Origin of the sequence: Desulfobacula sp. (assembly GCF_030145145.1) — a bacterium.
Lineage (GTDB): Bacteria > Desulfobacterota > Desulfobacteria > Desulfobacterales > Desulfobacteraceae > Desulfobacula.
Genome location: NZ_JAQYWD010000008.1, coordinates 16,990 through 39,131, shown reverse-complemented (window position 1 = coordinate 39,131; position 22,142 = coordinate 16,990). Strand labels below are relative to the sequence as shown.

The 22,142-nt window shown below is 45.3% G+C and carries 16 protein-coding genes; 5 read left to right on the top strand and 11 right to left on the bottom strand.

Annotated features, from left to right (window positions below; genetic code table 11):
* Positions 1 to 38: 38 nt before the first annotated feature.
* Both Q1Q15_RS05900 and Q1Q15_RS05895 read right to left on the bottom strand, forming a co-directional pair.
* Complete coding sequence (locus Q1Q15_RS05900; RefSeq protein ID WP_300457619.1) at positions 39 to 1,394, bottom strand: phosphomannomutase/phosphoglucomutase; 1,356 nt, start codon at positions 1,392 to 1,394, stop codon at positions 39 to 41.
* A gap of 10 nt (positions 1,395 to 1,404) precedes the next feature.
* Positions 1,405 to 2,232, bottom strand: a complete 828-nt coding sequence (locus tag Q1Q15_RS05895; protein ID WP_300457617.1) for an undecaprenyl-diphosphate phosphatase — start codon at positions 2,230 to 2,232, stop codon at positions 1,405 to 1,407.
* Positions 2,233 to 2,556: 324 nt separating this feature from the next.
* Here Q1Q15_RS05895 and Q1Q15_RS05890 point away from each other — a divergent pair, with 324 nt between their 5' ends.
* Complete coding sequence (locus tag Q1Q15_RS05890) at positions 2,557 to 3,732, top strand: OmpA family protein (protein ID WP_300457615.1); 1,176 nt, start codon at positions 2,557 to 2,559, stop codon at positions 3,730 to 3,732.
* Positions 3,733 to 3,858: 126 nt separating this feature from the next.
* Here the strand turns inward: Q1Q15_RS05890 and Q1Q15_RS05885 are convergent, their stop codons facing one another.
* The 5 genes from Q1Q15_RS05885 to rsmA form a co-directional block, all read right to left on the bottom strand.
* Positions 3,859 to 5,805 (bottom strand): molybdopterin biosynthesis protein, encoded by a 1,947-nt coding sequence (locus tag Q1Q15_RS05885; protein ID WP_300457614.1) that lies wholly within the window; start codon positions 5,803 to 5,805, stop codon positions 3,859 to 3,861.
* A gap of 27 nt (positions 5,806 to 5,832) precedes the next feature.
* Positions 5,833 to 7,059 (bottom strand): gephyrin-like molybdotransferase Glp, encoded by a 1,227-nt coding sequence (gene glp / locus Q1Q15_RS05880; RefSeq protein WP_300457612.1) that lies wholly within the window; start codon positions 7,057 to 7,059, stop codon positions 5,833 to 5,835.
* Positions 7,056 to 8,282, bottom strand: coding sequence for an LL-diaminopimelate aminotransferase (locus Q1Q15_RS05875; protein WP_300457610.1), 1,227 nt, complete (start codon positions 8,280 to 8,282; stop codon positions 7,056 to 7,058). The genes glp and Q1Q15_RS05875 overlap by 4 nt, the downstream gene beginning before the upstream one ends.
* A gap of 70 nt (positions 8,283 to 8,352) precedes the next feature.
* Positions 8,353 to 9,768 (bottom strand): HD domain-containing phosphohydrolase, encoded by a 1,416-nt coding sequence (locus Q1Q15_RS05870; protein WP_300457608.1) that lies wholly within the window; start codon positions 9,766 to 9,768, stop codon positions 8,353 to 8,355.
* Between the two features lie 9 nt (positions 9,769 to 9,777).
* Positions 9,778 to 10,620, bottom strand: coding sequence for a 16S rRNA (adenine(1518)-N(6)/adenine(1519)-N(6))-dimethyltransferase RsmA (gene rsmA, locus Q1Q15_RS05865; RefSeq protein ID WP_300457606.1), 843 nt, complete (start codon positions 10,618 to 10,620; stop codon positions 9,778 to 9,780).
* A gap of 561 nt (positions 10,621 to 11,181) precedes the next feature.
* Between rsmA and Q1Q15_RS05860 the strand changes: the two genes are divergently transcribed.
* Both Q1Q15_RS05860 and Q1Q15_RS05855 read left to right on the top strand, forming a co-directional pair.
* Entirely contained in the window at positions 11,182 to 11,544 is a 363-nt protein-coding gene (locus Q1Q15_RS05860; RefSeq protein ID WP_300457604.1) for a hypothetical protein, read from the top strand.
* Between the two features lie 23 nt (positions 11,545 to 11,567).
* A complete protein-coding gene (locus tag Q1Q15_RS05855) occupies positions 11,568 to 14,540 on the top strand; it encodes an insulinase family protein (protein ID WP_363320875.1) in 2,973 nt (990 codons plus the stop codon).
* Here the strand turns inward: Q1Q15_RS05855 and Q1Q15_RS05850 are convergent.
* The 4 genes from Q1Q15_RS05850 to Q1Q15_RS05835 all read right to left on the bottom strand — a co-directional run bounded on the left by Q1Q15_RS05850 (position 14,537) and on the right by Q1Q15_RS05835 (position 19,092).
* Positions 14,537 to 15,421, bottom strand: a complete 885-nt coding sequence (locus Q1Q15_RS05850; protein WP_300457600.1) for a DUF2520 domain-containing protein — start codon at positions 15,419 to 15,421, stop codon at positions 14,537 to 14,539. The genes Q1Q15_RS05855 and Q1Q15_RS05850 overlap by 4 nt on opposite strands.
* The gene (gene panB / locus Q1Q15_RS05845; RefSeq protein WP_300457598.1) at positions 15,408 to 16,199 is read right to left on the bottom strand and encodes a 3-methyl-2-oxobutanoate hydroxymethyltransferase; all 792 of its coding nucleotides are present in this window, start codon (positions 16,197 to 16,199) and stop codon (positions 15,408 to 15,410) included. Before panB ends, Q1Q15_RS05850 begins: the two co-directional genes overlap by 14 nt.
* A 106-nt stretch (positions 16,200 to 16,305) precedes the next feature.
* A complete protein-coding gene (locus tag Q1Q15_RS05840; RefSeq protein WP_300457596.1) occupies positions 16,306 to 18,498 on the bottom strand; it encodes an acetate--CoA ligase family protein in 2,193 nt (730 codons plus the stop codon).
* Complete coding sequence (locus Q1Q15_RS05835) at positions 18,499 to 19,092, bottom strand: TetR/AcrR family transcriptional regulator (protein WP_300457594.1); 594 nt, start codon at positions 19,090 to 19,092, stop codon at positions 18,499 to 18,501.
* Between the two features lie 473 nt (positions 19,093 to 19,565).
* On the opposite strand from Q1Q15_RS05835, the gene Q1Q15_RS05830 reads away from it, so the two are divergent.
* Positions 19,566 to 21,224 (top strand): AMP-binding protein, encoded by a 1,659-nt coding sequence (locus Q1Q15_RS05830; protein WP_300457592.1) that lies wholly within the window; start codon positions 19,566 to 19,568, stop codon positions 21,222 to 21,224.
* Positions 21,221 to 22,126, top strand: coding sequence for a hypothetical protein (locus tag Q1Q15_RS05825; protein WP_300457590.1), 906 nt, complete (start codon positions 21,221 to 21,223; stop codon positions 22,124 to 22,126). Before Q1Q15_RS05830 ends, Q1Q15_RS05825 begins: the two co-directional genes overlap by 4 nt.
* The last annotated feature ends 16 nt before the right edge of the window (positions 22,127 to 22,142 follow it).

Below are 22,142 nucleotides of genomic sequence, written 5' to 3'. Positions count from 1 at the left end.
TGGTAATGATAAGATTTTATCATTTCAACTGTAAAATCTTATTTTATCTCCTCTATAATGGTTTTTAATACAGACTCTATTTCATGTCTTATTTCATCCCGCCTGGGTTCACTCAAGGCTTCAAATCGAAGTACCAGGGCCGGCTGGGTATTGGATGCCCTGACAAGTCCCCAGCCGTCATCATAAACGGCTCTTAACCCGTCAATATCAATGACATCCTGTCTGGCCTTAAAATGGGCAACGATTTTCGCCACCACATCAAATTTAATCTCATCCGGGCAATCCACACGAATTTCAGGCGTTGTAAACGTTTTGGGAAGATCCTGGATCAAGTCATCAACGCCTTTACCGGTATCTGCCATGATTTCAAGCAGGCGGCAGGTGGCATAGAGCGCATCATCATATCCCAGGTACCGGTCCTTAAAAAACATATGCCCGCTCATCTCACCGGCCAGAACTGCCTTTTCCTCTTTCATTTTTTTCTTGATCAACGAATGGCCGGTGCGCCACATGATGGCTATACCGCCATGGTTTCGAATATCATCATACATGACCATGGAACACTTGACTTCCCCGATAAAGGTTGCACCTGGATTTCGTTGAAGAATTTCCCTGGCATAGATCACCATGAGCTGATCGCCATAGATCACCTGGCCATTTTTATCCACAACCCCTATCCGGTCCGCGTCTCCATCATATCCCACTCCCAGATCAAGGTGCTTTTCCTTCACCAGTTGTATCAGTTCGAGCAAATTCTTTTTCTGGGTGGGATCTGCTTCATGATTGGGAAAGGTGCCATCCATATCGCAATAAATATCGTGTACCTCACACCCCAGTTTTTTCAAGACCGGAAGCGCCGTGATCCCACCTGTGCCATTGCCGGCATCAATCCCGATTTTCAGGGGGTGGTTGATCTGTATGTTATTCACAATATAGTCTTTATAGGGGGTAATCACGTCTTTTTGGGTCACCTGCCCATTCCCATGAACAAAATCCTTTTTTTCTATGACGATACGGATATCCTGCAAGCCCTGACTGTGGATGGAATCATTTCCATTCATCAATTTAAACCCGTTATATTCAGGTGGATTATGGCTTGCAGTCACCATGGCACCCCCGTCAAGATTCAGATGCTGTATGGAAAAATAGAGCACCGGAGTGGGACAAGTGCCAATATCAATGACATCGCACCCTGTAGAAAGAATTCCCTGGATAAGCAGATCTGAAAATTTTTCAGACGTCTGTCGGCAATCCCTTCCAATGGATACGATTTTTTTATTCTGCTGTTGTAAAAGAGTGCCGTAGGCCTTGCCAATACTGACCACATCCTCTTCTAAAATATCCTGGCCTGCAACACCTCTTATGTCATATTCCCTGAAAATCCCCGGATTCATACCGCCTCCTTTAGATAATTTTTGATAAAAGGACCAGTGAGCCTAACAGCCAACAATACGGGGCAAACAGATGGAACCTGCCCGAATGAACCAACCTCAAAAGAATTTTTAACGCAATCAAGCCGGTTATAAATGAAACGATTGTCGCATACAGGGTCACAGTATCAATGATAAGCCCCTCTGTTAGGATATCCTTTAAGCCTAACATTTCCGCCCCCACAATGGCAGGAATGGATAACAAAAAAGAAAATTTGGCAGCGTTGTGCCGATCCAGTCCCATAACCATACCCGCGGCAATGGTGGAACCTGACCGGGAAATACCGGGAATGACGGCAAGTCCCTGGGTCACGCCAATAAAAAGCGCCTTTTTAATGCCAAATTTTTGTTGTTTATTTTCATTATAATAATAATTCCGGGAAAGCCACAAGATTGTCCCCGTCAGAATCAACATAAACCCCACCAGCACCTCGGAGCTGAATAATATCTGCTCAAACTGTTTTAAGACAAGCCCAATGACGGCTGTTGGAATAGACGCCATCACAATTAACCCTGCCATTTGAAGATGGTTATCTTCCTTGACCAGGTGTGCCACCGGCTTGAAATGGACAGCCTTTGAAAAAAAACCAGACAACGATGAAAGCATGGCCAGAATATCCGCCGCATAAACCACCAGCACCGCCAGGAGGGTTCCCACATGGACACTGATATCAAAAATCAATTGAGACTGGGTCATTCCAAAAAACATCTGTCCCAGCACCAGGTGGCCAGAACTGCTTACCGGTAAAAATTCTGTAAGTCCCTGTAAAATGCCAAGAATGATTCCCTGATAAAGTTCCATGTTTGGTAATTTTCTTTTTATTTATTATGGTCAACAAACAGCACTCGTATATAATTCCTGGCCTTAAATTGCAAGATATTAAATAAAACACTGAAACATCGCCTTGCCTGTTTTCTCTGTTTTTCTTTCAGTGGCTTGACCTTTTCCCAATCGTGAGTAGTTTTAGGCAATCAGTTGAGGAAAGGGTATCTAAAGGGTATAAAATCAATAAAAGAAAGGTTGATTTTATTCTTGTCATCGTGTAAAAAGGAGTATATTTTAGTTACACCATCTTCATAAAAACACTGCATAAGTACTAACAAAATCAAAAGGAGAGAAAGAACCATGAGACTTTTAATTAGAGGCTTACTAACATTTTTTGCCTTCCTTTTTTTATTCGGATGTGCATCAAAACAGATGGCGACGATGCCCTCATTTCAAGCAAAACAATTTAACACCAACAAGTATGAATCCAAAGTGGATAATTTCCTGATCATCTTTGATGCATCCAGTTCAATGGATGAAAAAATTAATGGAATTAAAAAGTTTACGACAGCCCAGACGCTGGTGCACAGGATGAATGACACGATTCCCGAAATGGGTCAGACAGCAGGCGTCAGATCCTTTGGGCACCTGAATTCAGTATCAAAAAAATCCAGTGAACTTTTTTACGGAATGGAAAAATATTTTTCCCACAATTTAGAAAATAACTTTGAAAAAATCACCAAGCCGGGTGGTCCCAGCCCCATGTATCAAGCACTTGATGCCGCGGGCACTGACTTTGAAGGGCTTTCAGGCGATATGAATGCCGTTGTCATCATCACCGATGGACGCGATTTGCCCGGCAACGTTCTGGCATCTGCAAAAAAATTAAAAGACCTGTATGGTTCCTCCATCTGTTTTTATCCGGTCCTTGTTGGTGATTCTCCTGAGGGAGAAGTCCTTCTGAAAAAAATGGCCGCCATCGGCGGATGCGGGTTTTATTCAACAGCAGACGCATTGTTAACCAGTGCCGGCATGGCCAATTTCGTTGAACGCGCCTTCCTCTCCAGAAAAGCGGTCCCGATGGTCGTTGCTGCCCCTGTTGTCAAAGCGCCCATCAAAAAAGACACGGACAAAGACGGCGTTTATGATGAGAATGATCAATGCCCCGGAACGCCAATAGGTGCTAAGGTTAATGCCGTTGGGTGCTGGACCCTGGACAATGTACTGTTTGACTTTAATAAAGATGTCATCAAAGCCCAAGCCTATCCATTATTGGATGATGTGGCCAAAATCCTCAAGAAAAATCCTACCATGAGCGTTGAACTTCACGGCCACTGTGACAATATCGGTACGGCTGAATACAACATGGATCTGTCCATGAGACGGGCACATGCCGTTAAGAATTACCTGATAGGAAAAGGGATATTAACGAACAGAATGGCAACAGAAGGATTTGGTTTTACCAAACCCGTTGCATTGAACGGCACTGAGATTGGCCGCGCAACCAACAGACGGGTTGAAATTCATCCCTATTAAGTGACAAAAAACCTGGGAAGAACGAGGCTGTATAGCCTTTCTTTCCAGGGTATTCAATGGAAAGGCCACAAAAAAAATAGATTTTTTTTGTGGCCTTTCAGGTTCTAGTTACACCGGGTCGACAAATTACACACTACAACCATCGGATCGATACATTATCTTACCCGTATTTTCAATGCTGTATCCGCCTAGAGACATGACCCGATCCTGAAATTCCTTTGTATGAATGGTTTCAAGTAAAACCTGAATCTTCCGGGTATGATAAAACCTGTCCGGAATCACCAGATCATACTCTTCCGTCACAACCGGTATAAAATCAAGTTCAAGGGCCCGGGCAGCGGCATGAATACCCAGGCCGGCATCTGCCCTTCCGGAAAGCACCGAAACAGCCACAGACATATGGGTGTATTCATCATTTTCATATCCGGCAATATCATCAGGGGACAGGCCAAGGGTTTTGAGTTTATAATCGAATAGAATCCGTGTTCCGGATCCTGGCTGGCGGTTGATAAACTGCAGGGTCTTGTCTTTCAAATCTTCAATGGACCGGATGGTTTTTGGATTTCCCTTTGGGACAATCAGTCCCTGATCCCTCATGACAAGATTAATTAACCAAACCCTTTGATCCGGCAGATATTTTTTAACATATGAAATATTATAGCTGCCATCGGCAGGATCCAGGAGATGGGCACCGGCCATATGGCAGGCGCCCTTTTTAATGGCCATCAAGCCGCCCATGCTGCCCACATGGCTTGAGGAAACACTCATATCGCCATTGAATCCTTTTATCTGATCCGCGAGCATGTCCAGGGTGTTATCATGGGAACCGGTAATCACGATGGTATTTTCAATGGCCGTTAACGGCCGTAACAACTGGGCCTGAACACTCTCTTTTTCCGATATCCCTTCGACATTTTGTGGAATCCTGATAATGCCATCCGCTTCTGTCAGCGTGGTAATATTGCCGGATCCCCTCGGCAGTTGGGACGACATTAATCGACCATCCACTGAACCGATTTTTACCCTTAAAAATTCTTCCTGTCCCAATTTTGAAGCAATTTTCCGGGCCGGGGAAACAACCGCCGTTGTGATCTGTTTTTCGGGAAGTTTTTGCATTTTTAACAGCAAAGGACCTGCAAACTGTTCAAAAGCGACAATAGCGGACACAGGGTATCCCGGGATGCCGAATACCGGCGTATCAAACACCCGGCCAAACATCATGGGTTTGCCGGGCATCATGGTCACCCCGTGGACATACACAACCCCCAGGTTTGAAATCACGGGTTTTGCAAAATCTTCTGATCCGGCCGAAGATCCGCCAATGATACAAATCATGTCATACGCTTGTTTTGCAGCAGCCTCCACAGCGCTCTGAATTGTATCAAGATTGTCTCTGAGCATGGGATGACAGTCAAATTGGGCCCCATGATCTTCACACAGCCCCCCCAGTACGGAAGAATTGGACTCCACCACATCCCCGGGTTTGAGTTGATCAATATTGATCTCCTGCCATTGTTTGAGTTCCGATCCTGTTGGGATGATTAAAACGTTGGGACGTTTGTAAACCTCCACGGTAAAAATACCGGCGGCCAGGAGCGCACCCAGAGAATATGCAGTGATCTTATGCCCCCTGGGAAACAACAATTGGGTGGCCACAATATCCTCGCCCATTTTTCGGACATACTGCCAGGGGAAGACCGGGGCTTCAATTTCAACACGCTTTTCATCCAGGATATTGAGATGTTCAATCATTATCACGGCATTGGTGCCCTCGGGCATGGCATGACCGGTGTTGACCCAGAAGGCATTCTCGTTGGGAACAAGGGTTATGGGAGCGTCTTCACTTGCACCAAAGGTGACCTTTGCCGCCACAGCAATGCCATCCATGGCAGCGGCATGAAAATTCGGCGAAGAGATGGCCGCAATGGCCGGTTTTACCAGAACACGGCCCTTTGCCTTCACCACATCAAGACGTTCACTTTTCGTCACATGGTGTCCAAATTGCTCAAAAAGGATCTTTTTTGTCTCTGCGATACTTTTCATATCAAGGTATACGTTTCGTTTGGAATTCATTGGTCTGATCTTCTTTCTTGGTTTTTTCTATAAAAGGATAATCTCTACCATGGCATCTTTTTCCAGGCCTTCAACATGATCACCGATTTCAAGGAGTCCGTCGGCATGAATCATGGTCCTGATCAATCCTGATTTACCCAGGACCGGTTTTGCCATCAGCTGGTTGTTCTTCTTTTCCAGCAGGACCCTGACAAAATCTCTTCTACCCTGTGCCGAAGAAACATTTCGGGTCAATTTGGCTGGAATCCGAATTGTCCTGTCCTGCTGCCCGAGGCCCTTGAGCGTGTTTAAAAATGGAATGACCACTATTTTAAGGACCACCATGGCAGATACCACCTGACCGGGCAGCCCCCATATGGGTTTGTTCCCGGCCCGGGCAAGAATCGTTGGTTTTCCGGGACTTATGGACATGCCGTGGACCAATATGCGCGTATCAGGCAAAGACGATAATACGTCAACGGTATAATCCCTTGTTCCCACAGAGCTTCCCCCGGAAATGAGGACCATGTCCGTTTGTTGAACCGCTTTTTCAACAGCTGTTTTCAGGGCGGTAATATCATCTTTAACAATGCCATAACGCACCGGCACGGCATGGGCTTCCCGGATAAAGCCGGACAGGGTATACGAATTGATATCCCGGATTTTGCCCGGAGCCGGATCTTCGTCAATGGGAATTATTTCGTCCCCTGTGGAAATAATTCCCACCCTGGGTATTTTATAGGTTTTAATCTGTGTGACCCCAAGCCCGGCGACAAGTCCTTCTTCCTGGGGCCGCATGAAAACGCCCCTGGGTAACACGGTCTGATCTTTGGCAAAGTCTTCGGAGACATCAATGACATGCTGCAGCGGGGCCACACTTTTATAAATTTCAACGGAGGTATCATCAATGAGTTCTGTATGCTCCACCATGACCACACTGTCCGCCCCCTGGGGAAGCATGCCCCCGGTTGAAATTTTAGCGGCTTTCCCTGGTTCCAAGTCAACATCCGGAATATCCCCCATCCGAATGGTTCCCACAACATCAAGCCAGGCAGGACTGGATTCAGAGGCCCCGAATGTAGAACTTGCCACAACCGCATACCCGTCCATGGTGGCCCGCCGGAATCCGGGCAGGTCTTTCGGTGCGACCAGATCTTGGGCCAGAACTCTTGAATAGGCCTGGGAAACGGAGATGGTTTCCGATGCCACCGGTGAAAACTGCGTTGTCAATGCCATGACCTCTTCCAGACTTTTCACCTTGAAAAAATGATTCATTTTAATGCCTCTTTAATCCTGTCCATGGCCGACATTACATTTTCAAGCGTATTAAATGCACTGATGCGGATATAGTTCTGGCCACATCTGCCGAACCCTGCTCCCGGTGTACAGACAACGCCGGCTTTGGTTAAAAGCAGATCAAAAAAGTCCCAGGAATCCCTGTCTTTTCCATCCACCCAGATATAAGGGGAATTATTGCCGCCGACATAATCAAACCCAAGACTGTCAATGGTTTTTCGGATGATATCAGCATTTTTCAGATACGCATCAATCTGCTGCTTCACCTGGACCTTACCCGCTTCAGAATACACTGCCTCGGCAGCCTTTTGAACCGGATAGGAGACCCCGTTGAATTTGGTGGTGTGCCGACGATTCCACAGGGAATGAAGAGATGTTTTTTCCCCGACTGAATTAAAAACCCTGCAGTCTTTGGGCACAACGGTAAACCCGCATCGCGTACCGGTAAACCCTGCTGCTTTTGAAAAACTTCTGAATTCAACCGCCACCTCTTTGGCCCCTTCAATTTCATAAATCGTTCTGGGAAGATTTTCATCGCGAACAAACGCTTCATAGGCAGCATCAAATAAAATCAAGGCCTTGTGTTTTTTTGCATAATCCACCCAACCTTTGAGATCTGCTCGTGTGGCGGTGGAACCCGTGGGATTATTGGGAAAACAAAGATAAATCAGATCCACCTCTTCATCCGGCAGGTTCGGCAGAAAATTGTTTTCTTTCAAGCAGTCCATGTACACCATGCCGGTATATCGACCATCTGCAAACTCACCGGTGCGGCCGGCCATGACATTGGTATCCAGATATGCCGGGTAAACCGGATCAGGGATGGCCACGCGAATATCTGTTGCAAACAATTCCTGGAAATTTCCCGTATCGCATTTTGCACCGTCGCTGACAAAAATTTCATCCGCAGATATATCCGCCCCCCTGTCCTGGAAATCATTTTTAGCAATCTTATCTCTGAGAAACGCATATCCCTGTTCCGGACCATACCCCCGGAAGGTGGCATCACTGGCCATTTCATCCACGCCGTCATGAAATCCTTTAATCACTGCCGGGACAAGGGCCTTTGTCACATCACCAATCCCCAGCCGGATAATTTGTGTACCGGAATTTTTCTTTTGGTAGTCATCCACTCTTTTGGCAATATCTGAAAAAAGATAAGATGCTTTTAATTTACTGTAATTATCATTTGCTCTGATCATAAAACGTCCTTTCTATGCCTCCATAATGCTTTAAAAACGATTTCAAACATAACAAAGGGCATATTGATTTTTAGGGTCGTTCGGTTATTTTTTTTATATAGGGAGGAAGAATATCATATACATCCTTGGGCGATTTAACACTTCTTCTGCTATCAATCTTTTTTGATTCTTCAAGTCCAGGCGCACCGATATTGATCGGATCTGATTTATGGCCCAAGGTATTTTCTGTTTCATCTGTAAACGGAATGACAAGGGGTCCCTCACTTTCAAGGACATAGGCCATCTGCCCATTCCTTAAAAAAACAATACTGCCGGGAGGATAGATGCCAATACTTTTGACAAATGCATGGAGGATATACTGAAGCATCTTATCTTTTTTGGCATAGGTTCTGAACAATTGTGTCACCACATTGATGGGATTGAAGGCCTCTTTATAACACCGCCGGGATGTCATGGCATCATAGATATCTGCAAGCTTACAAATTCTTGCATACAGCGGCACCTGCGTATAATGTATATCAACGGGATAACATCGTTCCTCACCCTCATACAGCGGTGCATGATGACAATATATAATATTTTTGACCACGGAATTTTTCAGATGATTTTTGTCAAGCAGCTTGATACCGTATTCATAGGAATGCTTTTTTACTTCTTCAAACTCTTTTGCTGTCAATCGGCCTTCTTTATTTAAAATTTTCTCGTCAACCATTACTTTCCCAATATCATGAAGAAAGAACCCAAGGGAAATATCACTCAGGTCTTCGGGATAATAACAGGTATATGATTTATGCAATGTTTCGCTCTTTTTTTCAAAAGGATTATAAATATCCGATGTATTTCCCTTGAGAAAGTCATCCACCAGCTTTGAAAACGTCTGGTTAAACCTTTGAAGAACGGCTGTTCCAATTGCACAGACATTAACAGAATGGTTATACAGATAATCGTCATATGAAAATATTTCCTGGGTCAGGTAAGAAAAAGGGTTACCAGAAACAACCAGAAAATCTACCAGGTTGGAAACATTACTTTCCACCTCATCATAATCAAATTCACCGCCGGTCCGCTTAATATCCGCTAAAACCTTTTTAACGCTATTTTTCGCTTCTGCATATTTTTTGCCGGCCTGTTGTTTTATCTCTTCAATTTCCTGAAGCCGCATCTCAATTTTATTTGCAGCAATATCCGGATAGATGGCGTCGATTTCGGATAATGTCATGGCAGGATCTGCTGTTTCATGAGACGCTGTTCCAATAATCAGATTGCCATTCTCATCCCAAAGGCCGCCATTAGCAGCTATATTGACCGGAACAGAGTGGATACCGTTCTCTTTGATGATATCTAGAATCCTTATTTTTTCTACCAGGACATCCTTGTCCAGAAGTAAAACCCCTTTTGAATTATAGACATCCACACCTGTCTTTATTTTTCCGCCGGTCTTGACAATTTCAATCAGATCATCAATGGAAATTTTTTTATTCATCATCTCCTTCTCTCAGCTTGTTTCCCATACCGCCCGGGTGAGAGCCTTAAACTCTTCCACAGTAAGTGTTTCCGCCCGTCTTGTGTCATCTATGCCGGCCAGTTCCAACGCCTGAACAACAAAGTCCTTTTTAAAATCAAATTCGCCCCCACCTACCATTGCGTTTTTTAAAGATTTTCTTCGTTTTGAAAAAGCCGCTTTAATGACATCAAACAACATTTTTTCCTGTTCTTGATTAAACGATCGGGTTTTATAAAACTTAAAGTTTAAAATAGTTGAATCTACTTCAGGTCGTGGAAAAAAAGATGCCGGACCGATTGTCGCTACAAAATGAACCGCTGCGGCATATTGAACCACAGCGGACAGCCTTGAATATGCTCTTCCACCAGGAGGCGCAATAATCCGGTTTGCCAGTTCCTTTTGAAACATTAAAAATGCCTCTTCAATACAGTGTCTTTCTTCAACTAATCGAAACAAGATTTGTGAAGAAATATTATAAGGCAGATTCCCTATGACCACAAGCTTTTTGTCTTTGGCCAGCGCATTAATATCAAGGGTTAAAACATCCTGATTGATGACCGTCACATTTTCCAATGCTTCAGTCTCAAGGGCTTTCTGTAAAAGGGGTATCAGACGGGAATCTTTTTCCACTGCCGTCACATGGGATGCGATCCGTGCAATGGGAATGGTCAGCGCTCCCAGCCCGGACCCGATTTCCATAACCCGTGTTTGTTCGGATATACCGGTCTTTTCAACAATCATACGGGCCGTACCCGGATTTGCCAGAAAATTCTGCCCCAGTTCTTTGCCGGCATACAATTTATTTTCTTTTAACAACTGACCGGGATGTACCATATTCTGGCCCTTTATTTCTAATTTAATCGATTCAACACAGGGGTAAAAAAATACCTTTGCTCATAAAACAGGCGATCAAACTGGATGACAGCCCTGAAGCGGCCCACCAACATTCATTAGCAGAATGGTTTAAGCTTGGTTTGTATAAAGCTGATTATTATAAATTATTTTTTGATAAAATTCAATATTCCTTTCAAAATAACAACCATCCTCATTATGGCGCGTTGCGGTCAAAATGATCACCAATGCTGAATCGCGTCCATTACTTGAAAAGAATTTTGAAAAAAATACGCGGCCGGATACCCGTAGAAATAAAGAAAAAATATCCTGGCCAAATTACTTAAACCAGACATCACAAAAATTTACTACTTGACTTTTTAAGCCCAAAAAAGTAATTATTTTAGTGTATATCAATAAAAAACTAACTCAATTGTCAATTAATTCAAAGCTGTTTTTTCAGCTTTTCGATGTTTTTATCTTTTTTTCATATCAAACGCCTGGCGTTGATATTTTTGATATCTTTACGTGTCAACAATAACCCTTTTCTTTGGGAGGCTTATCATGGTAGAAAAGACAGAACAAGGAGTAAATTGGGAAAGCTTTATAAAAATGGTGTTAAGCAAGCTTGATATCCCGTCAAAAGAAGATCTTAACCTTTTACATGGCCGGCTTGACAAACTGGAGCAATTATTTTTTCAAAAACAACCCGCAGTCAAAAAAGAGGGAGCACCCCCCACGGTCAGGCGGAAAAGTGCCTCTTCAATTGTTCTGGATGTGATTGCCAATCACCCGAAAGGCACCAATTTCAAAACCATTAAAGCGGCCACTGGATTTGAAGACAAGAAACTGAGGAATATCATATTCCGGTTGGACAACATAAAAAAAATCAAACGGGTAACCCGGGGTATCTACAAAAAAGTTTAAGGGACACATCATACATGGAAAACATGGCATTTAAACCAGGACAGGAGCTTTGCGGCTATACGATAAACAAAATCACCCCCATCGAAACCATTGACTCCCTCATGATTCAACTTGAGCACATTAAAACAAACGCCCGGCATATCCATATTTTGAACAAAGACAAAGAAAATACCTTTGGTGTGTTTTTCAGAACGGTTCCCCAGGACTCATCCGGTGTCGCCCATATCCTCGAACATACGGTATTATGCGGTTCCAAACGATTCAATGTCCGGGACCCGTTTTTTTCCATGATCAAAAGAAGCCTGTCCACATTTATGAATGCATTTACGGCATCTGACTGGACCATGTATCCTTTTTCCACCCAAAATCCAAAAGACTATTATAACCTGATGAATGTTTACCTTGATGCTGCCTTTTTCCCAAAAATCGATGAACTGAGTTTCAAGCAGGAAGGTCACCGTCTGGAGGTTGTTGAACGGGAAGATAAGGGGGTTGAACTTGAATACAAGGGCGTTGTCTATAACGAGATGAAAGGGGCCATGTCATCCCCGGATCAGGTTCTGGGCAGATCCCTGCTGGCAGCCCTCTACCCGGATACGACCTACCGGAACAATTCAGGCGGTGAACCATCAGACATCCCGACCCTCACCTGGGAAAACCTGAAAGATTTCCATGCCAGGTATTATCATCCGTCCAATTCATATTTTTATACCTATGGCAATCTGCCCCTGGAAGACACTCTGACCTTTATTTGTGAAAACGTCCTCAATGAATTTGACCGGCTTGACATTGATTCAAAGGTGCCATCCCAACCCCGATGGAGCACCCCTAAAAAAATAACACAGGCCTATGCGTATTCTGACCCTGAAGACCTGTCAAAAAAATACCAGGCGTGTGTGGCCTGGTTGGCCTGTGATGTCAAAGATTCTTTTGAGGTCCTCGTCCTCACTGTTTTAGAACAGATCCTTCTGGGCAATTCTGCGTCCCCCCTGAGAAAAACCCTCATCGACGCCAACCTGGGATCGGCGTTATCCGATTCAACCGGCTTTGACCCGGAAAATCGAGACACCCTGTTTTCCTGCGGCCTGAAAGACATTGCCAAAGCGTCTGTTGACCAGGTGGAAAACCTTATTTTTTCAACCATTGAAACGCTGGCCGATAAAGGAATTGATCAGCACCTGATCGATTCAGCCATCCACCAGATAGAATTTCACAGAAAAGAAATCACCAATACCCCTTACCCCTTTGGCATAAAATTACTACTCTCCTTTGCCGCCACAGTTATCCATGATGGTGATCCCATCTCCTGCATCAATATTGATGATGATTTAAACAAACTAAAAGAGAACATAAAAAACGGCCCTTTTCTTGAAAACAAATTAAGGCAATATTTTCTTGAAAATCCCCACAGGGTCCTCTTCACCCTTGAACCGGATTCAACGCTTGAACAAAAAAACCGCGAAAAAACCCAAAAAGAATTGTCTGTTCTGTTAAAAAACATGACCCCAGATGACCTTGAACAGATCAGAAAAGATTCAAAAACCCTTGAAGCGCTTCAGGAAAAAGAGGAAGATGTATCGGTTTTACCGACCCTTGAACTCGTGGATGTCCCCCATGAAATAGAAATCATCAAGCCCGACACGATCAAAGATGTCAATTTTTCAACCTGTTATAATAAGGCGACATCGGGTATCCTCTATTTTACCTGCCCTTTGGGGGCCGGCAGTATCCCGCCCGATTTGTTTGCCCTTATCCCCTTTTTCTGCCAATCTTTTACAAACAGCGGAACAAAGAAGACCGCTTATGACAAAATAGCGCAACTCATGGATCTGTATACCGGAGGGATATCGGTCTCTCCATTCTCAGGATCTTACTTTTCAAAAGACGCTGAATCCCATTCCTTCCTTGCCCTTCAGGGGAAGGTCCTGGATCGGAATGTTGAACGATTGTTTGACTTGATAAAAGAGTTTATCGAAGCGCACAGTTTCCAGGATTTCGACCGGCTGAAGAGTCTTTTGCTGCAATACCAAGCAGGGATGGAAGCCTCCATTGTATCAACCGGTCACAGGTATGCCATCTCCCTTGCGTCCCGGCATCTGTCCCAAGCCTCTTATATTAATGAACTCTGGCACGGTATTGCCCAGTATCAATTCATCAAAAGCATCACCGAACAACTCCACACAACCGACAACAGGCATAACACCCTTGAAGCCCTTTCGGAAAAAATGACCCGGATTGCCCAGTCTGTTTTAAAACAGGGAAACCTCAAACCCGCTTTGATTGGGAATAAAACAGCTATTTCAGCTGCTGACAACAGGGTCCGTTCCATTCATGATACGCTTTCCAATGATGTGGACACATCCTTTTTCACACCGGACATATCCTTTCAACACGACCTGCCCCATGATGGCTGGTATACCAATACCTCCGTCTCTTTTGTGGGTCAGTCCTTTAAAACGGTTCGAATGACCCATAAGGACTCCCCGGGGCTGGCCGTGATCAGCAAACTACTCAGGTCAATGTATCTTCACCGGGAAATCCGGGAAAAAGGCGGCGCATACGGTGGGTTTGCCATTTATAACCCTGAAGAAGGCCTTTTTTCATTCGGCTCTTACAGGGATCCCCATATCAACAGAACCCTGGGTGTCTATAAAAACGCCTGTGAGTTTATTATCAATGGCGACTATACCCAAACCGATGTCAAAGAAGCCATTTTACAGGTCTGCTCGGAAATCGACAAACCTGAAACGCCTGGCCCTGCGGCCATGAAAGCCTTTTACAGGGATATCATCCGACTGGATGATGATATCCGCAGACAATTCAAGGATGCGTTGTTGCAACTGGACAAAAAAAGAATCCAGGACATTGCCCAAACGTATTTCAGCATTGATGACGGGCTGAAAGGAACTGCTGTCATATCCAGCAAAACAAGCCTGGAAAAAGCGAACCGAGACTTTGCGGCAGAAGACAGACAATTAAATTTATTTAAAATTTAAAACAGGGCTGCAAGTTTTTTTCTGGCATCATCACTGATCTCACCTCTATCGGCTGCAATATCAAGGGTGTGTTTTCCCAGCAACCGGTACAGGCTTGAGAATTGCGGTAATTTTTTATCAATGTCCAAAAGATGCCTGGAAACAATTTCATCATCTCCCCGGGCCACAGGACCTGTCAGGGCATTGATGCTGCCCTGGGTTTTGATATTGTTCAAGGTTCCCATGATCAGCGGCTCTAAAATCTCATAGGCATTTTCCTCTGAAAGATTGGCTTCTTTCAGCAATTCAAGGGCAAAATGCTCCAGGGTAACCAGATAATTTGATGCCACAACAGCAGAGGCATGATACATGGTTTTGGCATGGGTGGGAATGGTAAATGAGTTGGCCTTTAACGCATTGACAATCTCTTTGCCCAATTCAATGGCGGCATCATTCCCTTCTATGGACATATTAATGCCCTTAAACGGGGATTTCTGACCTTTCTCATAGGGTGCAAACGCCTGCAGCGGATGAATGGAGCCTGTACTGGCCCCTTTTTGCTTTGCTGCTACGAGGATACTTGAAGACAGGGCACCGGACAGGTGATACACCATTGAGGCGCTGTTAAACCCGCCCTGGGCAGCGATCTGCTCACACACCGGCTCAATAAGGGTGTCAGGTGTTGTAATAAAAATAAGGTCACAGGTTTTTACCGCGTCCACAGCTGTTTCATATACCTTTCCCTTACCGGCAAATCCAAGCGCTCTTTGGGCGGACTCACGACTTTTGCTGGAAAAGGCTTTGGGAATAAACCCCTGCTTGGAAAGAAATACAGCAAGGGATATCCCCAGTCTGCCACACCCGATAACACAGAATTCCAGGCTTTTTTTATTTGTATTCATAATCTTTAGAGGGAAATTCCCCACCTTTTACTTCTTTGATGTATTGTTCAAGACCTTGTTTGGCAACACCGGCAAGATCTGCATATTTTTTGACAAACTTGGGTAAAAACCGGTTATTGATACCGATCATATCATGGAGAACAAGGATCTGGCCGTCACATTCAACACCGGCACCAATACCAATGGTGGGAATTTGAAGTTCGTTTGTGATCTTTGCTGCAATCGGTGACGGAATCCCTTCCAGCACAACGGAAAAAGCACCGGCCGACTGGACATCTCTGGCATCTTTTAGCAGCCTTTCTTCATCTCTTTGAACTTTAAATCCGCCCATTTGATGAACCGACTGGGGCGTCAGGCCAATATGGGCCTGAACCGGAATGCCTGCCTTTGACAGGGCCGTAATGACCGGACAGACATCGGCACCACCTTCAAGTTTTACAGCAGCGGCACCGGCTTCCTTTAAAAATCGCCCCGCATTTTCAATGGCGCGATCAAGGGAACCCTGGTAAGACATAAACGGCATGTCACCGATGACCATGGAAAACGTACAGGCCCGGGATACCATGGAGGTGTGGTAAATGGCTTCATCCATGGTAACCGGAAGGGTGGTTTCCTTTCCTTGTACCACCATGCCAAGGGAATCCCCCACCAGAATAATCTCAATGCCTGCCTGATCCAGCATGCTGGCAAACGGATAATCATACGCTGTCAAGGCTGTAATTTTTTGCCCTTTTTGTTTCATTTTAATCAGTGTTGACGTTGTTACTCTGGATTGCATTTTTTTTTCTCCTCAAATTAATGATTCATCTTCATTAAGGACCGCAAATTTTATGATACCCTAGTCTCGCAATAATAAAATAAAACCGATCAAGTTACAAGGCCTCTTATGGGTGCTTGTTCCGCCAATCATTATACTGACACATTCCCCAAAGCGCTTTTACCGCTCTTTCCGGGGAAGGGAAAAACACGCTCTTATACTCATATCCATCCAGCCGATACAGGGTCCTGCTGATTTCATCGGTCATCAGGCTGACCCCCAGCACCGGTTTCTCATATTTTTGAGTTAATTTGACCACATATTGGGCATACGCCTCTTCAAACTTCAGCACCGAATCCTTAAAAGATTCTGCCTGGGCCTTGTTAATGTCGGGATCTGTTCTGCATATGGATTCAATCATGTTATTGACCAGTACCCGTTTCCCATGAATGCCCAAATGAATGACGGCATCACACCCATCCCAATTGAGCAGTTCCTCCAGACAGGTTTTGGGAATACTGGGATCATCTTCCCCCACAATATCAACGGGATTTCCATGACTCCAGAAGGAGGGCAGAATCCTGTTGAGCCGTTCAATGATTTCCAACGAAAGGTCAGGGACTTCAAGTCCGTTTTCCGCACAAAGATCTGTTGTGATCACCCCCCACCCGCCCCCCAGGGTCATGATGGCCACCCGGTTTCCCCTGGGCAGGGGCAGGGATGAGAAAACAGCAGAAAGGTCCAGCAATTCCATGGGTTGATGCACCTGGATAATCCCTGACTGCCTGCAGGCGGCATCAAACACCCGGGAATCAGCCGCCATGGCGCCGGTATGGCTTGAGGCGGCCCTTTCGCCTTTTTTTGTCCGGCCGCCCTTTAATACGACCACGGGTTTTTGTCGGGAGACCCTTGCCGCACTTTTAAAAAATCTTGACCCATCCTTTACACTCTCAATATACAGCACCACGGTTCGTGTCAGGTCATCAATCTCAAATGCTTCCATATAATCTTCAATGGTAACCATGGCCTCATTTCCCGAGCCTGAAAATGCCCGGATACCGATATCCTGCTGCTCGGCAAACGCCAGAAGCTGGGTCCCCATATTTCCGGACTGGCAGACAAGGGCGGTGGAGCCGGGTATGGGGTATGCATGGGCAGCACAACAATAAAAATCAATATGGGGGTTACATATCCCCATGGTGTTGGGGCCAAGGATCACGATTCCTGCTGCATGGGCGAGTTTCATCAATTTCGCCTCCAATCTTGCCCCGTCATCACCCACTTCCCTGAATCCTGACGTGATCAACAGGATGCCTTTAACGTGTTTCTTTTTTAACGCCGGTATCAAATCCATGACTTTGTCGGCCGGAATGGTCACGACAGCCAGTTCAACGTTTGCCTCAATTTCCGTCACAGATGTATACACGTGCCGGCCGGCTATTTTCCCCCCTTTGGGGTTCACCAGATAAACCTTTCCCTTGTACGCCCGGGACAAGGTATTGGTTAACAGCATATGTCCCCATTTTCCGGGGGTGGCCGATGCCCCGATAAAGGCGATGGACTTTGGATAGTAACAGGAACCCAAAACCTTTAAATCAATGGGGTAGGGCTTGTTTTCCTCTTCGGCTGTCTGTTCCAGGACAATCAAACCGTCCACGGCAACAGGCGAACCATCCGGTTGTATCATCAACGGATTGATATCGATCTCCTTCAGGCTCGGGAAAGCCTGTGCCATATCGGACAGTCCTTTGAGAATTTTTTTAACAGCCATTCTGCTGACTGCTTTTTCACCCCTGAAATCATTCAGCAGTTTTTTTGAAGACAATTGTTCAAACATGTCTTCCATATCGGCATCATTCAACGGTGCTATTTTAAGGACAACATCGTTTAATGCCTCGGTATATATTCCTCCCAGGCCAAAAACAATAACCGGTCCAAACTGGGGGTCTTTGAACATGCCGGCTAAAAATTCCCTTTTTCCGGTCACCACCGGCTGAACGAGAAAGGCCTCGATCTTCCCGCCCGCAGACGCGTTCATTTCCGTTATCGCCTCCCGGGCCTGATCCGCCGTATTCACGCCCACACGGACAAGTCCGGCTTCTGTTTTATGCAGAATCGTTTTACCTATGCCTTTCAGCACCACAGGAAACCCTATTGTCCGGCAGGCCGCCGGAACCCGGTCCATATCGGATTCCCTGATTTCCTGCACCACCGGGATATGAAATACTGAAAATATTTTTTTTGCCTCATCTTCCGTCATGACGGTTGAAGAAGATTGTAACCTTGCATTGATCAGTTCTTGAACGTCTGTTTGTTTCATTTATGCTTTTACTCCGTTAAATACAATTTTTGCAATGCCGGTGGACATGCGCTCAATATCAAGTTCTTTGTCAAAAATAATTTCTCCGAGGCAGGCATGTTCAATGGCCCCTAATATCACTTTGCGCAAAATAACGGCATCCACATCCGGCTTGAGTTCTCCATTTCTTATGCCTGTTTCAATAATTTCAAGCAGGGTTCGTGAATATTCCCGCACCATTTCATACGCACCGGAATCAAAAAACGCCAGAGAGTTACGCACTTCCAGCAAAAGGATTCTTGAAAAAACCCTGTTCTCTATATAGCTTTCAAGACTTGAGAAAATAAGGATGCCAATTTGTTCAATACAGGAAGGCGCATGGGCTATTCGGTCTTGAATTTTTGCCTGGAACTCAAGAAAATGTTGGTTTAATACCTGATATAAAAGGTCTTTTTTATCTTTAAAATATTTATAAATCAGTCCTTCTGTGACCGCGGCATTCCCGGCGATTTCCGCTGTGGTAATGGAATGAAAATCTTTTTGAGCCATCAACCGGGAAAACGCGGTCATGATTTTTATTCTGCCGGGGGGATTGGTGTTGCCTTTGTGCCTCATACACCGCCTTTTGTAAGCGAGTAGTGCGTTATGAGTTTTGAGTCGTTATACCTGCCTCAATACGCATGCCTCCCCTTTCATGTGTTGTCGTGCCCGTCAGGGCATGGTCGTTATTCAAAATAATATCATTCAGCCAAACAACCTGTTTTCAAGCAGGTAAGTAACACTTACTCAAAAAAGTGATTTTTGTCAAGTCCGCCCTTTAATTCAACCACTTCTGACCGGTCTCACCGATGTATACCTTCGATAAGTTACTTTTTTATTTTATGATTGACAGATATTTTTTTGTTTTTTATCGTTGAGAACGATTTTTTTATCTGGGCAGTGGGGATCAACAACCAGATAAAAAACCATCATTAAAGACCGATATTCATTTTTTAAAGGAGATCACAAATAAAACAGAAAGCAAAGTGTAAGTGTATTTGCTATCATACGGGTCAATACTAATAGAACAGTTGAATGGAAGGTGAACAATGACAAAATTTTTAGAAGGCTTCGTCCCCTATAAAAAAGAAGATGTTGAAATTTATAATAAATTTCGGTGGTGGGCAGGGTTAACCCTGGGCGATATCCTGGACAGGGCAGCAGACATCCATCCCCAGAAAGAAGCCTTTGTGGATAAAAACACCCGCATTACCTATGCAGCGGCCCGGGATAAGGCCAATCGCCTGGCTATTGGATTATTGGACCTGGGGATTAAACCCCTGGACAGGGTCATTGTTCAGATTCCCAACTGGAATGAATTCGTTTTTAGTTATTTTGCACTTCAAAAAATGGGGGCAATCCCTGTCCTGGCCATTGATCGGTACCGTCAATTTGAAATTAACCGTTTGGTCGACCTCTCCGGTGCCACAGCATGGATCGTGGCTTCCAGATATAAAAAAACAGATTACCTCCCGATTATTCAAGATGTTATGAAAGACCATCCGACACTCGAACATATTATTACCGTTCGCAATGATGAAAATACGTCTGATTTTTCAACCCTTGAAACATTAATCACACACACGGAATTGACCCAGACCCGCCTGGAACGTCTGGCCGAACTGAGGCCGGACCCGATGCAGGTCGCACATATGGGTCCGACAGGGGGGACCACCGGGGCACCCAAAATAGTTCCCCGCACACACAACAGCCTGATCACCAGTGTAGACTATTGCGCTAAATCGTGGGATCAGCATACCGAAGACATTAATTTAATCGCCGGTCCCATCGGCCATGACCTATCCATGACAAAAGGGTTTCTGGGAAGTATGATCACTCTTGGAAAGACGATATTTCTGGATTCAACAACGGACAAGGACATCTGCGAGACAATAGAAAGGGAAAAAATCACTTCTATTATCTGGGTTCCGGCCCTGGCCCAGAGACTGCTCCAATATGAAGACCTGGGCAAGTATGATTTAAGCTCCCTTAAAAAGATGCACAGTGCAGGGGGGGCAAGCCACCCTGAGCTGGTAAAAGATGTAACAAAAAAATTAAACATGACATTTTACAATGGCTATGGTGCCACAGAGGGAATGACCTCCATAACACGGACAACGGATGATATCGAGACCATCTGTACCACCGTGGGAAGACAAACCTGCCCCTATGACACGTATACCGTCATTGATTTTAATGGGAACCCGCTTCCCCCCAATACGGAAGGAGAATTGGTCCTTAAAGGGCCGGGTGTGTTTACGGGCTATTACAATAATCCGGAAGAGAACCAAAAAGTCTTTACCCGTGACGGTTTCTTTCAAACCGGCGATCTGGCCAGGATTGATGAACACGGCTATATCACCCTCACCGGCCGGATCAAAGAAATGATTAACCGGGGCGGTGAAAGTATCAGCACCAGGGAAATTGAAGGGCTGATCCTCCAGCATCCGGACGTTGTAACGGCGGCGGTCATACCCATGCCCGATCCCAAACTGGGGGAAAAGGCCTGCGCCTATATTCAGTTAAAAGCCGGGATTCATGCAACCTTTGATGACATTATTTCCTTTTTAAAATCAAAGCAGGCTTCGGTACTCCAACTCCCGGAACGGATTGAATTTATAGATGCCATGCCCTATACTGCCGCCCAGAAATTGGATAAAACCTCCTTGAGGAAAGATCTCGAAAAAAAAATTCAGGAAAAAAAATGACGATTCAAAAAAACACCCCCCCGCCATTAAGAGACGCGTCAACGGTCATCCTTGTCAGGGAAAACGACAACGCCCTTGAAGTCTACCTGTTGAGAAGGAGCACAAAATCAGGATTCATGGGGGGGTTCTATGTTTTTCCCGGAGGGGTGGTGGACCCGGATGACAAGGGCATGGATGCCTGGGCACCCCATATTGATCTGTCCGGGGATCAAATTAAACATCAACTTGCCGGGGATACCTTTTCCAATGAAAAAGCCCTGGGTTTCAGCATTGCGGCTATCCGGGAAACCCTTGAAGAATCCGGTGTTTTCATGGCATCCGTCAAGGGCAAGACACAAAAAGATGTGGATGCCATCTGCCGCTATCGGTTAAATAAAGGACTGCCAGCGTCCTGGTTCAAAACAAAAATAACCAGTGAAGACTGGACCTTGTCCCTCTCTTGCCTTGGCCGGTGGTCCCACTGGATTACCCCTGAATTAATGAAAAAAAGATTTGATACCCGTTTCTTTATTGCGTTTATGCCGGAGAATCAAACCTGTGCCCCGGACAACATGGAAACCCGGCATGGCATATGGGTTACCCCCAGAAGAGCCCTTGAACAAAATCTTGAGGCCAAACTCCCCTTAAGCCCGCCGGCTGTTGTTACACTGACCCAGATGTTAGCATTTAAAACCATGGATGCCCTCAAACAGGAGATTCACTCCCGTTCCTGGGGTGACCCCCTGGCACCGCGTCTTGTCCCTTCTGCCAACGGCCCTGTCATCCTGGAACCCTGGGATCGCCTGTGTGATACGGATGGTGACATTGACACGTCCGATTTATCAAAAAAAGTGCTGCCCCCGGGGTCATGGTTTTCAAGGATCTGGTGTGACAACGGTGTCTGGAAACCAGTGGATGTGTAGTCGGCGAGAACCACCA

Coding starts and splice junctions, on each gene's coding strand:
- Q1Q15_RS05895 (WP_300457617.1), bottom strand. CDS start 2,232: ATGGAACTTTATCAGGGAATCATTCTTGGCATTTTACAGGGACTTACA.
- Q1Q15_RS05860 (WP_300457604.1), top strand. CDS start 11,182: ATGGTAGAAAAGACAGAACAAGGAGTAAATTGGGAAAGCTTTATAAAA.
- Q1Q15_RS05885 (WP_300457614.1), bottom strand. CDS start 5,805: ATGAATTCCAAACGAAACGTATACCTTGATATGAAAAGTATCGCAGAG.
- Q1Q15_RS05890 (WP_300457615.1), top strand. CDS start 2,557: ATGAGACTTTTAATTAGAGGCTTACTAACATTTTTTGCCTTCCTTTTT.
- panB (WP_300457598.1), bottom strand. CDS start 16,199: ATGCAATCCAGAGTAACAACGTCAACACTGATTAAAATGAAACAAAAA.
- Q1Q15_RS05855 (WP_363320875.1), top strand. CDS start 11,568: ATGGCATTTAAACCAGGACAGGAGCTTTGCGGCTATACGATAAACAAA.
- rsmA (WP_300457606.1), bottom strand. CDS start 10,620: ATGGTACATCCCGGTCAGTTGTTAAAAGAAAATAAATTGTATGCCGGC.
- glp (WP_300457612.1), bottom strand. CDS start 7,059: ATGAATCATTTTTTCAAGGTGAAAAGTCTGGAAGAGGTCATGGCATTG.
- Q1Q15_RS05870 (WP_300457608.1), bottom strand. CDS start 9,768: ATGATGAATAAAAAAATTTCCATTGATGATCTGATTGAAATTGTCAAG.
- Q1Q15_RS05830 (WP_300457592.1), top strand. CDS start 19,566: ATGACAAAATTTTTAGAAGGCTTCGTCCCCTATAAAAAAGAAGATGTT.
- Q1Q15_RS05840 (WP_300457596.1), bottom strand. CDS start 18,498: ATGAAACAAACAGACGTTCAAGAACTGATCAATGCAAGGTTACAATCT.
- Q1Q15_RS05835 (WP_300457594.1), bottom strand. CDS start 19,092: ATGAGGCACAAAGGCAACACCAATCCCCCCGGCAGAATAAAAATCATG.
- Q1Q15_RS05900 (WP_300457619.1), bottom strand. CDS start 1,394: ATGAATCCGGGGATTTTCAGGGAATATGACATAAGAGGTGTTGCAGGC.
- Q1Q15_RS05875 (WP_300457610.1), bottom strand. CDS start 8,282: ATGATCAGAGCAAATGATAATTACAGTAAATTAAAAGCATCTTATCTT.
- Q1Q15_RS05825 (WP_300457590.1), top strand. CDS start 21,221: ATGACGATTCAAAAAAACACCCCCCCGCCATTAAGAGACGCGTCAACG.
- Q1Q15_RS05850 (WP_300457600.1), bottom strand. CDS start 15,421: ATGAATACAAATAAAAAAAGCCTGGAATTCTGTGTTATCGGGTGTGGC.